Source organism: Sphingomonas sp. 77B (assembly GCF_056497825.1).
The window spans coordinates 89,751-102,990 of the sequence record NZ_JBWMBY010000002.1; the positions used below are offsets into that span (position 1 = coordinate 89,751).

The 13,240-nt window shown below is 64.4% G+C and carries 8 protein-coding genes; 7 read left to right on the plus strand and 1 reads right to left on the minus strand.

The window, feature by feature from the left end; genetic code table 11:
- The first annotated feature begins 10 nt into the window (after nucleotides 1-10).
- The 7 genes from AC1GI4_RS17675 to AC1GI4_RS17705 all read left to right on the plus strand — a co-directional run bounded on the left by AC1GI4_RS17675 (nucleotide 11) and on the right by AC1GI4_RS17705 (nucleotide 12,643).
- Complete coding sequence (locus tag AC1GI4_RS17675; protein ID WP_206379119.1) at nucleotides 11-265, plus strand: hypothetical protein; 255 nt, start codon at nucleotides 11-13, stop codon at nucleotides 263-265.
- The gene (gene brxF, locus AC1GI4_RS17680) at nucleotides 262-741 is read left to right on the plus strand and encodes a BREX-3 system P-loop-containing protein BrxF (RefSeq protein WP_170172273.1); all 480 of its coding nucleotides are present in this window, start codon (nucleotides 262-264) and stop codon (nucleotides 739-741) included. Before AC1GI4_RS17675 ends, brxF begins: the two co-directional genes overlap by 4 nt.
- Complete coding sequence (locus AC1GI4_RS17685) at nucleotides 738-4,487, plus strand: DUF6079 family protein (RefSeq protein WP_479630450.1); 3,750 nt, start codon at nucleotides 738-740, stop codon at nucleotides 4,485-4,487. Before brxF ends, AC1GI4_RS17685 begins: the two co-directional genes overlap by 4 nt.
- A gap of 230 nt (nucleotides 4,488-4,717) precedes the next feature.
- Nucleotides 4,718-7,309 (plus strand): DNA methyltransferase, encoded by a 2,592-nt coding sequence (locus AC1GI4_RS17690; RefSeq protein WP_479630452.1) that lies wholly within the window; start codon nucleotides 4,718-4,720, stop codon nucleotides 7,307-7,309.
- A complete protein-coding gene (locus AC1GI4_RS17695) occupies nucleotides 7,306-10,092 on the plus strand; it encodes a DEAD/DEAH box helicase (RefSeq protein ID WP_206379102.1) in 2,787 nt (928 codons plus the stop codon). Before AC1GI4_RS17690 ends, AC1GI4_RS17695 begins: the two co-directional genes overlap by 4 nt.
- Nucleotides 10,089-12,038 (plus strand): BREX-3 system phosphatase PglZ, encoded by a 1,950-nt coding sequence (pglZ, locus tag AC1GI4_RS17700; RefSeq protein WP_170172221.1) that lies wholly within the window; start codon nucleotides 10,089-10,091, stop codon nucleotides 12,036-12,038. The genes AC1GI4_RS17695 and pglZ overlap by 4 nt, the downstream gene beginning before the upstream one ends.
- Nucleotides 12,035-12,643, plus strand: coding sequence for a hypothetical protein (locus AC1GI4_RS17705; RefSeq protein ID WP_170172220.1), 609 nt, complete (start codon nucleotides 12,035-12,037; stop codon nucleotides 12,641-12,643). Before pglZ ends, AC1GI4_RS17705 begins: the two co-directional genes overlap by 4 nt.
- Before the next feature lie 28 nt (nucleotides 12,644-12,671).
- On the opposite strand, the gene AC1GI4_RS17710 is transcribed toward AC1GI4_RS17705, so the two are convergent.
- The gene (locus tag AC1GI4_RS17710) at nucleotides 12,672-13,229 is read right to left on the minus strand and encodes a hypothetical protein (protein ID WP_170172219.1); all 558 of its coding nucleotides are present in this window, start codon (nucleotides 13,227-13,229) and stop codon (nucleotides 12,672-12,674) included.
- Nucleotides 13,230-13,240: the final 11 nt, after the last annotated feature.

Genomic DNA, 13,240 nt, shown 5'->3' on the forward strand with positions numbered 1-13,240 from the left:
CCCCGGAAGCATGGGGGATAATGAGCATCTCGAACTGCTCCGTCTGGTCGGAGAAGCGCTTTACGGCGAGCGGTGGCAGGCGCCCATCGCCGGCGACCTCGGGGTGTCCGACCGCGCCGTGCGATACTGGATCTCGGCCGCGAACCCGTGCCCAGAGGATCTAGGTCTCCGCCTGCTCGCCATCGTGGTTCGCAAGCGGGAGTCGCTCACCGGATTGGAGAGGGTCGTACTCGAACGGCTGAAGCTCACCGGTGAGCGGTCATGATCGATCATCGGGCAGCTGCGCGAGACGCCAAGCGCCTGCTGGACGTCACCGGCATGTCCGGCGGCAAGCCGGTGCTACTCGCCGGTGACGATAACGACCGGCGCGTCACGCTCGCAGCGCTGTCGGAGCTCGTCGGCGTGCTGCCTATCAACCTCAACGTCGCGCTCGCGCAGACGCTTATCGATTCGGCCGGCACACGGGCGGACGTGGGCGCGATCATCGCCGCGATGGAGCCGGCATCCCCCGTCCTTCTGCTCGACCGCATTCAGATCCTGTTGCTGCCGCAGCTCAGGACCAACGCCATCGACGTGCTCTGCCGCGTCGCTCGACGGCGTGCGATCTGCGCCTCCTGGCCGGGCCGGCTCGAACAGGGCCGCCTGCGCTACGCCGACCCCGACCATCCCGAATGTCTCGATGAGGACGCGACACGCGCGCTGGTCCTCGACCTGTCGACCAACGAAGGCACATACGAATGAAGTACAGCGATCTCGTTAAGTTCGAGCCGATCGAATCGGTCATCCAGCTGCTCGACGCCAACAAGGCGGACGAGGGCCGTCGTCTGGTCGCCAGCTACGTCATATCGGACGCAATGGCCGACCGCATCGCCGACGTTATCTTCCCGCAGCTCGGCTTTGACCCCGCGGTCGACCACAAGGGAATCCTAGTCGTCGGCAACTATGGCACCGGCAAGTCGCACCTCATGTCGGTGATCTCCACCATCGCCGAGGACGCCGATGTGGTGCCGGAGGTCCGTAACGAGAAGGTGTGCGCCGCCGCCGCCGCGATCGGCGGAAGGTTCCAGGTGCTGCGCATCGAGATCTCCAGCCGCATGTCGCTGCGGGACATCCTGGTGCAGGAGCTTGAGGGCTTCCTTGCCGCCAGGGGTGTCACGTTCAAGTTCCCGCCCGAGGACAAGGTCACCCAGAACAAGACTGCTCTCATCGAGATGATGGACGCCTTCGAGCAGAAGTTCCCCGGTGAAGGGCTGCTCGTCGTCGTCGACGAGATGCTCGACTATCTGCGCTCCCGCAAGGACACCGAGCTAGTCCACGACTTGTCCTTCCTGCGCGAGATCGGGGAGATCGCCAAGAACACCCGCTTCCGCTTCGTCGGCGGCGTTCAGGAGGCGATATTCGACAGCGCACGCTTTGCCTCCACAGCGGACAGCCTGCGACGCGTGAAGGATCGCTTCCAGCAGGTGCTGATCGACCGTCAGGACATCGGCTTCGTGGTCGCCGAGCGGCTGCTCCGCAAGGACGAGCACCAGCGCGAGGTGATCCGCAAGCACCTGGAGCCGTTCGCCAAGTTCTACGGCAGCATGGGCGACAAGCTCGACCAGTTCGTCCGGCTCTTCCCGGTCCACCCCGACTACCTTGCCATCTTCGAGCGGATCGAGTTCGCCGAGAACCGAAACGCGCTGTCGACGCTGTCGGGGACGATGAGGAGGATGCTGGACCAGGACGTGCCGACCGACGGACCCGGCGTCATCACCTACGACAGCTTCTGGACCGACGTGCGTACCAACCCAGCGTTCCGCGCGCAGGCCGGCGTCCGCGATGTCGTGCGTATCGCCGAAACCCTGCAGGAGAAGGTCGAGACGGCGTTCCCGAAGGGGAAGGCGATGAGCCGCCCGACCGCGCACCGGATCATCGACGGTCTGGCGATCCAGCGCCTGACCACCCCCGACATCCACGTGCCAATGGGCCCGACCTCCGCCGAGCTCCGGGACCAGCTCCTGCTGATGAACCCCATGGCGGCCGAGTTCCCCTCGGACGAGCCGGCGCAGGACCTGCTCACCTTCATCGACGCCACCATCGGCGACATCATGAAGGCCGTGAACGGGCAGTTCATCACGCGGGCGACGGGTAGCGACCAGGTCTTCCTCGATGTCGCCAAGGACGTCGACTACGACGCCGAGATCGACAAGCGCGGCGAGAGCCTCGACGACGAGGATCTCGACAACGCTTATTACCAGGCCATCGCCCACCTGATGGAGCGGACCGACGAGGCGACGCACCTGCCGGGCCACAAGATCTGGCAGTATCCGCTGGAGTGGTTCGAGCGCCGGGTCCACCGCGACGGTTACCTGTTCTTCGGCTCGCCGAATGACCGGCCGACCGCCTATCCGGCACGCGACTTCTACCTCTACTTCGTCCAGCCCTACGACCCGCCGAAGTTCAAGGACGAGGAGAAGCCCGACGAGGTGTTCCTGCGCCTCGCCAGCAAGGACGAGACGCTGACCTCGATCCTGCGGCGCTTCTCGTCGGCTTCGGCGTTGGCCGGGCTCAACAGCGGCAACGCCAAGACCGTCTACACCAACAAGGCCGAAGACGCACTCAAGAGCATGCGCAAGTGGCTGCGCGACCAGCAGACCACGGCGTTCAACGTCACCTACCGGGGCAAGACCCGCACGCTCGGCGAGTGGGCCAAGAGCTTCTCAGTGCGCGAGCGTGCGGGCATCAAGGGCGACGAGACCGTCAACTTCCGCGAATACATCAACGCGTCGGCCGGCTTCCTGCTCGCGGCACACTTTGCCGAGCAGTATCCGGAATACCCGACCTTCGGCACGATCGTGACAGACGCCAACCGGCGGATGCTCTGCACGACCGCCGTGAAGGCGCTGTCCGGCCCGGCCCGACCGAAGGACGCCGTCATGATCCTCGATGCGCTGAAGCTGCTCGACGGCGAGAAGCTCGATCCGCGCCATTCCCCCTACGCCCAGGAGATCACCGCACGTCTCTCTGCCAAGGGCGCCGGTCAGGTGCTCAATCGCGGGGAGATCTTCGAGGCGACCTCCATGGCGGAGTCGTTCGCGCCGGGCCGCTTCGGACTCGAGCCGGACCTCATCGCCGTCGTTCTGGCGGCGCTGGTCCATTCGGGCGATGTGGTCGTGTCCGTCGCCGGCAGGAAGATTGACTCGTCGAACCTCGGCGATGGCTCGGCATCGCTCGTCGAGGAACTGGCGGCGTTCAAGCACGTCGAGGCGCCGAAGGACGTCAACGTGACAGTCCTGCGCGACCTCTACGAGCTGTTCGGGCTCCCGGCCGGACAGGCGCAGGCGGCGGCCAAGGGCGACGACGCCGCGGTCCGCAACCTCCAGGCCGCGCTGGAGAAGGTCGTCGCCAGCACGCTCACTCTGGGAACGGGCCTAGAGAGCTCGCTATCCTTCTGGGGTGCGTCCGTCATGTCGCCGGAGCAGGTCCAGGACGGCAGGACGCGGATCGATGCCGCAAGAAAGTTCGCGGAGTCTCACACCGCCTACAACAGCCCGGCCAAGCTGAAGAACCTGCGCACCACGCCTGCCGAGATCGCCGCGCGGGCCGACGACTTCGCCGGCTATCGCCGCGTCGCATCGCTGGTCGGCCAGATCGAGGGTGTCGCAAAGGACGCGACCTATCTGCAGCAGACCGAGATTGTCCTGCGCGACGATGATCCCTGGCTCGAGAAGGCCCGCAAGGCCCGGCACGAGATCGCTGGCCAGCTGGGCGACGTACTAGACGCTGCAGCGATGACCGCGGTCCGCACGCGCCTCGCCACGCTCAAGAAGGATTACGTCACCCACTACATGTCGCTGCACGCGAAGGCACGCCTCGGCGTCACCGAGAGCAAGACCAAGGGGACGCTGATGAGCGATCAGCGGCTCAAGACGCTCGACCAGCTCACTCGCGTGCCTATCCTTCCCGTCAACGAGCTGGAGAGCTTCCGGAATACCTTGGCCGACCTGAAGACGTGCTCTGGGCTCGTTGAGAGCGAGCTGGCTGCACGGGCGACGTGCCCACACTGCTCCTTTACGCCGAAAGCCGACCAGCTGCCGCTGACGGCACCGGCGTCCTCCGTCCTGGCCACGCTCGACGACAAGCTCGACGCCTTGTTGAAGGCGTGGACGACCCGGCTGCGTGAGGAGCTCGACGATCCCATCACGCTCGCCGAAGGTCTTCAGCTGGTCGATGCGAAAGTGCGCGACCGCATCAAGGCATTCGCGGCAGGCGGCGACCTGCCGGAGCCGCTCGATGGGGAGATCGTGGCCGGGATCCGGGACGCGCTCTCCGACCTTGCCAAGGTGGAGATCACGTCGGCTGACCTCCGGGCGGCGCTGACGAGCGGGGGCTCGCCGGTGACTGTAGACGACATCCGGAAGCGCTTCGAGAAGCTGTTGGTCGACGAACTTAAGGGCAAGGACGAGGCGAAGGTGCGCTTTGTTATCGTCGAAGGGGCGAACTGAGAATGCCAGGTCAAAAACGAATGGACCTTGAGGCGGCAGCAAAGCCGGTCTCGTGCTTGGGGCTGACGTTCGAGAATGAGAACGCTCGTCGTGAGCACTTCCGAGATCTACTGCGAGAGCATCTGTCTAACCCGCAATTTCATGCGACGCCAGGGTTCCCCAAGGCAAGCGACGACGCAATCGTCGAGCTTTCGGATCCTCCGTACTACACTGCATGTCCAAACCCATTCATGGCGCAATTGATTGAAAACGCTGCGCCCGACGACGGTAACCCATACTACCGCACTCCTCTTGCCGTGGACGTGGCTGAAGGCAAGAACGACCCGATCTATAATCTCCATAGCTACCATACAAAGGTGCCGCCACGCGCAATCATGCGCTACATCCTGCATTATACTAAGCCAGGTGATCTGGTCCTCGACAGTTTCTGCGGGACAGGAATGACAGGCGTTGCCTCCCAGTTGTGTGGCGATGCGTCGGTGATCAAAGAGCTAGGCTTTAAGGTCGACCCGCAAGGAAAAGTATTTCAGCACGGCTCGTCCGATCCATGCTCGCAGGTGGGCGCGCGGGTTCCGGTGCTGCTCGATCTGTCTCCGGCTGCCACCTTCATCACGAACGCCTACAACACACCACAGTCTGAGGCACATTGGCAAGCCGTCGAGGCCGGTGTGGCAATGATCGATGAGGATTTGAGCTGGCTATATCGGACGTTGCATGGAGCAAGTCCTGACTCCGCTCGAAAGGCCGCCCACGCTCTTCGCGACGAGGGTGAGGTCCCTAGCGGTTTTGCATATGGACGCGTTAATTACATAGTCTGGTCAGAAATCTACTCCTGCCCGCAATGCGCGGAAACCTTCGATTTCTGGACGGTCGCTGTTGATCAGGAAGAGGGAAAAGTCAGAGATGAGTTCCCGTGTCCGCGATGCGAAAAGCACCTTAGCAAAGGCGATCTTGAGTCCGTCAAGACGTGGCTCGCAGCTCCTGACGGAGGAGAGCCCCTCGCGCGCAAGGCGCAACGGCCAGTTCTGGTCAACTACACCTATGGTAAGAAGAGGTACACCAAAGAGGCGGACGAGTTCGATCAGGCGCTCTCGGACCACGTAGGCCGACTTCCCCTCGGTGGTTGGGTCCCCACCGATCCTATCGTTCCCGGCGACAAGAGCGTCGAGGCGATTAGAGCCGGTTACAAGACTGTCGATAGCTTCTACACAGCCAGGTCACTTCAAGTCCTCGCGAAACTGCGCGGTCTGGGTCTTGGGTCATGGGCTTCGTTCAGCGCGTTGACGCCCCGGGCGACCCGGATGCACAGAATCGCTGCCAGTCGGATTGGGGGAGAGAAAAAGGGTGTTGGAGGCGCTACTGTTGGCGTGATTAATGGCACGCTGTACATTCCCTCCCTATCTGTCGAAATGAACGTTCTTGATCAGGCGCGAGAGCGCGTCAGGAACTTCTCGAGAAGTCTTCATGCGAAGTGCCATGGAATTATTTCAACTCAGTCGGGAACTCATCTAGCCACTATTCCTAGCGCATCGATCGACTACATCTTCATTGACCCGCCGTTTGGGGCTAACCTGATATATTCTGATCTAAATCAACTCTGGGAGGGGTGGTTAAAGGTCCATACCGCAAACGAACACGAGGCAATCGAAAGCGCCCATCAAGATAAGACGATTAACTCCTACCGACGGTTGATGTCCTCTGCTTTTGGAGAAGCATTCCGTGTCCTGAAACCCGGTCGTTGGATAACGATCGAGTTTTCGAACACTAGGGCGAGTGTCTGGAACGCAATACAAGTCGCTCTTCAAGAAGCTGGCTTTGTTGTAGCTAATGTATCCGCTCTTGACAAAAAGCAGGGCAGCTTCAACGCGGTAACTAATCCCACCTCTGTCAAGCAGGATCTCGTTATATCGGCGTACAAGCCTAATGGCGGCTTGGAAGAGCGCTTTGAAAAGCGGAGTTCCGACGTTCAGTCGGTCTGGGATTTCGTAACGACTCACCTAAAGAACTTGCCTGTCCTACGCACCCGGGGTGACCAGATAATCACTGTTCCGGAGCGTGATCCCAGAATCATCTTCGACAGGATGGTTGCTTGGTTTGTCTCACATGGAGTGCCAATCCCTCTCTCCAGTGGCGACTTCCAGACCGAGCTAAGGGAGCGCTTCCCATCGAGGGATGGCATGATCTTTTTGCCTCAGCAGATCGATACGTATGACCGAGCTGCGCTTCAAAAAGGCGGAGCGTCGCAGATTGAGCTGTTTGTCAGTGATGAGAAAAGCGCGATCGATTGGTTGAGTGACTTCCTTCGAGCCCGACCCTCTTCAAGGCAGGAGATTACCAACGACTTCACGCAAAAGATCGGCGCTGGATGGCGCAAGCACGAATTGAAGCCGGAGTTGATCGACCTTCTGGAGCAGAACTTCTTGATGTATGACGGTACTGGACCGGTGCCGGGCCAGATCCATGCCTATCTTTCGTCCAATTGGAAGGACCTGCGCAATCTCGTTAAGGACGATCCCCGCCTAGTCGAGAGGGCTCGAAACCGGTGGTTCGTGCCGGATCCCAACAAGCAGCAGGACGTCGAGGCCCGACGCGAGAAGGCGCTGCTGCGCGAGTTCGACATCTACAAGGCCCATAAGGGCAAGAAGATGAAGGAGATCCGGCTCGAGGTCATGCGGGTCGGGTTCAAGGCGGCGTGGGCTGCCAAGGACTACCGGACCATCATCGACGTTTCGGCCAAGGTGCCGGACGAGGTGTGGCAGGAGGACGAGCGCCTGATGATGCTGCACAGCATGGCGGAGACGCGCCTAGAGGCCGAGCGGTGAGCACCGTCGCCGCGGCGGGCGCGGCGGTCGCCCAGCGCGGTGACTGGCTGTGGCACGCTCCCCTAGGCGCCGTGCAGGTCATCGAGCGGCTGGACCGCTGGGGCGTCCAGTCTCTCCGGGTGTGGTCACCCGCATCCGGCACGGTCTCCCAGATCGATGAAGCCGCGGCCGAGCCGATCGCCGCACACGCGCCCACGCTGAATACGATCGTGCACCGGGCGGCCGCGGCGCGCGTGCAGGAGGCGCTCGCCACCGAGGTCCTGCTCGCGCCCGTGCGCTCCAGCGTGACCCCGTTGCCGCACCAGCTCTACGCGCTGGAGCGCGCCACGGAGAAGGGACACGTCCGTCACCTGTTCGCGGACGAGGTCGGACTCGGCAAGACGATCGAGGCGGGGCTCGTCATCCGCGAGCTCAAGTTGCGCGGCTTGGCGAAGCGCATCCTCGTCGTCGCGCCAAAGGGGCTCACCCCCCAGTGGCAGGCGGAGATGCAGCTCCACTTCGGGGAGACGTTCCGCATCGCCGACCCCGGCGACTTCGACGCGGTGTCCCGCTGGTCGGACGACGACAACGTCTGGCGCGCCGCTGACCAGGTGATCTGTCCGCTCGATAGCGTGAAGCCGCTCGCGAGGCGCCGCGGCTGGTCTTGGGAGCGGATCGCCGCCTACAACCAGCGGCGCTTCGAGGACCTGATCACGGCTGGCTGGGACCTGGTGGTGATCGACGAGGCGCATCGTCTCGGCGGCAGCACAGACCAGGTCGCCCGTTACAAGCTAGGCGCCGCGCTCGCCGACGCGACGCCCAACCTGCTTCTGCTATCCGCGACGCCGCATTCGGGAAAGTCGGATCAGTTCCTGCGCTTGATGCAGCTCCTCGACCGCGAGGCGTTCCCCGGCGAGGACTGCATCGAACGCGATCGGGTGGCGCCCTACGTCGTCAGAACTGAGAAGCGGCTGGCCATCGACAACGACGGCAACCCGCTCTTCAAGCCTAGGCAGACCCGGCTCGTCACCGTCGACTGGGCGCCGAGGCACGACGCCCAGCGGCAGCTCTACGAGGCCGTCACCGACTATGTGCGTCACGGCTACAATCAGGCGCTGAAGAGCAAGCAGCGCCACATCGGCTTCCTCATGGTCCTCATGCAGCGACTGGTGACCTCGTCCACCGCCGCGATCGCAGCGACTCTTGGCCGCCGCCTTCAGGCGCTGGAGGATACGCCCGCGCAGCTCTCGCTCGCGCCTGACATCGATGTTGCCGAAATGGCGGACATGGACGGGCAGTCGCAGCTCGACGAGCTGGTGGACTGGCCCGGCTGGCGGTCGGAGAAGGCTGAGGTCGCTACGCTGCTGCGATTGGCCGAGCAGGCGCTCGGAGGGACGGATGCCAAGGTCGAGGCGCTGCTTGAGCACGTCTACCGGATCCAGCAGGAGGAGGACGACCCCGACCTGAAGGTGCTCATCTTCACTGAGTTTGTCCCCACGCAGGCGATGCTCGCCGCTCAGCTGCGCGAGCGCGGGTTCGAGGTGGCGACGCTCAACGGGCAGATGGCGGTGGACGAGCGCGTCGCCGCACAGAAGGCGTTCGCCGGAACGGCACGGGTACTGATCTCGACAGACGCCGGTGGCGAGGGCCTGAACCTCCAGTTCGCGCACGTCATGTTCAACTACGACATGCCGTGGAACCCCATGCGCATTGAGCAGCGCATCGGTCGCGTCGACCGGATCGGGCAGAAGCACACGGTCCGCGCCACCAACTTCGTTCTCGGCGAGACGGTCGAGCACCGCGTCCGTGAGGTGCTGGAGGCGAAGCTGGAGGCAATCGCCGAGGAGTTCGGGGTCAACAAGGCGGCCGACGTGATGGACTCCGTCGAGGCGGAGGCGATGTTCGACGGTCTCTACATCGATGGCATCCTCTCGCCCGATGCGGTCGAGCAGCGCGCCGACGCCACGCTGGAGGAGCTGCGGGCGCGGATCGCCGCCGACCGCGAACGGCGCGAGCTTCTCGGATCCCACGCCCCGCTGGATCCCAGCGCCGCACAGCGATGGCGCCGGCATCCCATCCACTTCTGGGTCGAGAAGGCGGTGACGGCCGGGCTGGTGGACGCCGGCGGCGACGCCAGACGCAATGGAGAGACCTGGCGGATCGCCTGGCCCAACGGCTCCACCGTCGATCGAGCATGCTTCGACGCCTCCGGTCTCGACGCCGCACCCGACGCGACCTGGCTGACCCTCGACAACGATGCCGTCCGTAGCGTGATCAACGATCTTCCCGCAGAGCCGCCTGGTCGCCCGATCCCGCGCGTGTCGGTGCCGCAACTGCCGGCCGGCGTGGAGGGCGTCTGGTCGCTATGGCGGATCCGGATGACCACCGTCCGGGGTGATGACCAGCGATACATGCCGCTCTTCGTGCAGAACGCGCGCGCGTTCGCGCCTACGGCGCGCAGGCTATGGGACATGATCGTCACAGGCGAACTCGCGACAGCCGGCGACTACGCTACCGGCGCGGTAGCGAATCTGGAACGGTTTGCCGAGGCGCAGGCTGAGCCGATCTACCTGGAGCTTCGCGACGGACACCTCCAGCAGCTGGAGCAGGAACGCCAGCGCATAGCCGCCGCCTTCGACGCCCGCCGACGCGCGATAGGCCGGATCGGACTCGAGAACGTCAGACGCGCCCGGCTGGGCCGCCTTGAGGAGGAGTACGCGCGACGCGTCGGTGAGCTGCAGGACGCGGCGGCGATGATGCCGAGCCTCGAGCCGGTCACCATCGTCGAGGTGGGATCGCCATGACGGCCTTGTCCGTCCACGTCACGGCTCCGTTCCAGCGCGAGTTCGCTAACCTGTGGGTCGTTAGCGATCCCGACGAGATCCTGCTCGCCCCTACGGTCGCTCCGATCCTCGCGCAGAGAGGATTCGAGCTCGTCACTTATCGGGACCCGCTCGCCTTCCGGTATCGCTACGAGACCGAGATGCGCGATGCGGCTGAGGGCAGCGCCTACATCGTCCACGTCCGTGGCGATGCAGGCATCATCGTGCCATGGGACGTGCTGAACGAGGCGCGCGTACATGCGCTGTCAATCCCGGAGCTCTTTGGCGCGTTGGACGCGAACGCGGTACGCGCGGTCGGGTCCGAACGCTACGACGACCTATGGCAGGTCACGGCGTCCCGGCCGAGCATGCCGACGATGGGCACGGTCGCGACGAAGGACTTCCTTGCGGCCAACCTCTACCGCGTCGTGCCGGACCTGCTCCGCCGCCCCACCGATCTCTGGGAGCAGGCGTTCGACCTCTTCTTCCGCGGGTCGCCCCTCCCTCTTCCCATCGCCCGCCATGTGGCCGAGCGGGCCTGCCGGCCCGACGACATGTCGGTGGAGGTGGCGGCCTCGATCCTTTCCGACCGAGCGACCTTCATCGACCGCGTCCAACAGGATTGGAACCTGTTCGCACGGGCATCGGCATGCGGCGAGGAGCCTCCGGCCGACGTCATCCCCTTCGTCCTGCCCGGCATACGCGTGAACCTCGACAGCATGGTGCTGGATGGCACCATAGCGCCCGCGAAGGTCGACCTGATCCCGCCCTCGACCCCGGGCTGGATGCTCGTCGGCATGGTGCGGGACGATGAGGCAGCCCGCGCTCTGACCGCTCAGCGGATCGACCTGCTGCGACAGGATATTCCCAAGGACGGCGCCACGCACGGCGACTGGCTGCGGTTCGCGGAACGCCACGCCGAGATCGTCGATGCTGCGCGGAGCTTGGCCACCGGCGCCATCGATGCGGATCCGATGGCCGGAATCGCGCCAGCCATCGACGCCGCGCTGTTCGACTGGCTGGATTGCGGCTTCGACGGCCTGAGCTTCAACAGCTACGCCACCGCCCCCTCCATCGTGCACCAGATCGCGCCGCACATGGCGCATCGTCGCCGCGCCGGTGAGCGGAGGCAGGCGCTGATCGTCATCGACGGTATCGCGCTCGACCAGTGGCTTATTCTGGAGCGTCGACTTCGCGCCAACCGGCCGGACATCTTCGTCGACTCCCGGTCATGCTTCGCCTGGCTACCGACGGTGACCGGCGTCTCGCGCCAGGCGATCTTCACCGGCGATCAACCGCGGGCCTTCGCCAAGACGATCGGCAGCACTTCGCCCGAACCCGCCGCATGGCGGCGCTTCTGGGTGAACGAGGGGCTCGCCGAGAACCAAGTGTCCTATGCCAAGGGACTTGGCCACCCGGGCTCCTGCGACGAGGTCATCTGCGGCCCGATCGCCGATGGTGCCGAGGTCATCGGGCTCGTGGTGGACACGGTAGACGAGCTCCTGCACGGCGAGCTGTTCGGCAAGCAGGCGCTGGTCGGCCGCGTCGAGCACTGGCTCGGGCTCGGCGAGTGGGATCGGCTCGTCTCCTCGCTGATCGATGCCGGCTACCGGATCTACGTCACCGCGGACCACGGCAACGTGGACGTGGTCGGCATGGGCCGTCCGTCGGAAGGCAGCGCCGCGGAGGAGCGTGGCGAGCGGGCCCGAATTTACGACAGCGAGGCGCTGCGGCAGAAGTCGCACGCCACGATCGCCGGCAGCCGGATACTGCAGCCCGGTGGTCTGCCCGACACCTACAAACCGCTGTTCGCCCCGCATGGACGGGCGTTCATCCCCGACGGGCGCCGAGCCGTCGTGCACGGGGGCACATCCCTGGAGGAGGTCATCGTCCCGTTCGTCAGGCTCTCGAGGAAGGAAAAGACGTGAGCACCGCACCACCCCGGATCGGTATGGATCGCTTCGTCGCTGCCGAATGGATGGAGTTGGCCGCGTCCGTCGTCCGTGGCGAGATGCAGGCTGAGGGCTTGCACGCCCGCCTCGCTGCCGACATTCCCGGCGTCCAGGTCCAGCGCAAGACCCTCGGTATCATTAACCGCATGTGGTTCCCCGACGATCAGGGCGCACGCGAGCTTGCCGTGCGTGCGGCAAGCGTCGCGACGAGTGACGAAGCCGCCCGAACAGCCGTCTATGAAGCGGTCGCGATCAGCGCATACCCTTATTTCCGACAGGTGGTGGAGAACGTGGGGCGGCTGCTTCGCCTGCAGGAGACTTGCTCGCCAGGAGAGGTCCATCGACGGATGTTTGAGCAGCACGGCAAGCGGACCACGATCGATCAGGCGACCAGCTACGCCTTCAAAACCATGGTGTCTTGGAGGATGATTCAGCGTTGCCCGGATAAGAGGATCGCCCCCGCTGCCAGTCTAAAATTGAGCCCGCCAGCCAAGCGTTTGCTCGACGATGCCGCAAACAGGTCACGGCGGAGTGTTTCCGCCCTAACCGCTTCTGACCCCCTCCTCTTTCCATTCAGCTAGCGGTGCCGCAAGCCCAGCGTCCCTCGCTTCACCTCGTCGGGTGAAGAGCGCGCCGGGCCTCGTCGGTGATGGTGTAGACCGCCTGCCGCTGTGCGCCGCGGTTGTGATGGTCGACGCGGTAGCCCTGATAGTGCCGGCGGACAAATCCCGCCCTGACCAGCTCCGAAACGGCACGGCTGACGTTAGTCCGACCGGATTGGCGGACACGCTTGCGAACCTGCGCGTCAACGACCCGGTCGGCCGCATCGGGGTCGGTCGGGAGCGCGCGCTTGGCCTCAAGCTCCTGGCGTACCTTCGCCGCGATCGCCCGCCTGCGAGGATCGCGCTGCGCGACCGGAACCAGCGCATCGCAGAGCCAGTCGCGCACTGGGATGCGGCGGCTTCCCTCCCGGATGTACGGACCTGCCGAGCCGGTCTGCGCGCTCGCTTGGGCGATTAAGTTCAGGACCATGAAGCTGTAGCGCGGCCGCTCGCAAACGACGGTCAGCCGTTCAAGGATCGCCGGCAGATCGAGCGGACGCTTCTGCACCTCCGGCTCTACCGGCCTAGCGCGCTCCTCGAGGGAGAAGAGGTCGGGCTGAAACATGGAACATTAAG

Excerpts from the sequence above, each read along its gene's own strand:
- pglZ (WP_170172221.1), top strand. The coding sequence starts at position 10,089 with ATGACGGCCTTGTCCGTCCACGTCACGGCTCCGTTCCAGCGCGAGTTC.
- AC1GI4_RS17710 (WP_170172219.1), bottom strand. The coding sequence starts at position 13,229 with ATGTTTCAGCCCGACCTCTTCTCCCTCGAGGAGCGCGCTAGGCCGGTA.
- AC1GI4_RS17675 (WP_206379119.1), top strand. The coding sequence starts at position 11 with ATGGGGGATAATGAGCATCTCGAACTGCTCCGTCTGGTCGGAGAAGCG.
- AC1GI4_RS17690 (WP_479630452.1), top strand. The coding sequence starts at position 4,718 with ATGGCGCAATTGATTGAAAACGCTGCGCCCGACGACGGTAACCCATAC.
- brxF (WP_170172273.1), top strand. The coding sequence starts at position 262 with ATGATCGATCATCGGGCAGCTGCGCGAGACGCCAAGCGCCTGCTGGAC.
- AC1GI4_RS17685 (WP_479630450.1), top strand. The coding sequence starts at position 738 with ATGAAGTACAGCGATCTCGTTAAGTTCGAGCCGATCGAATCGGTCATC.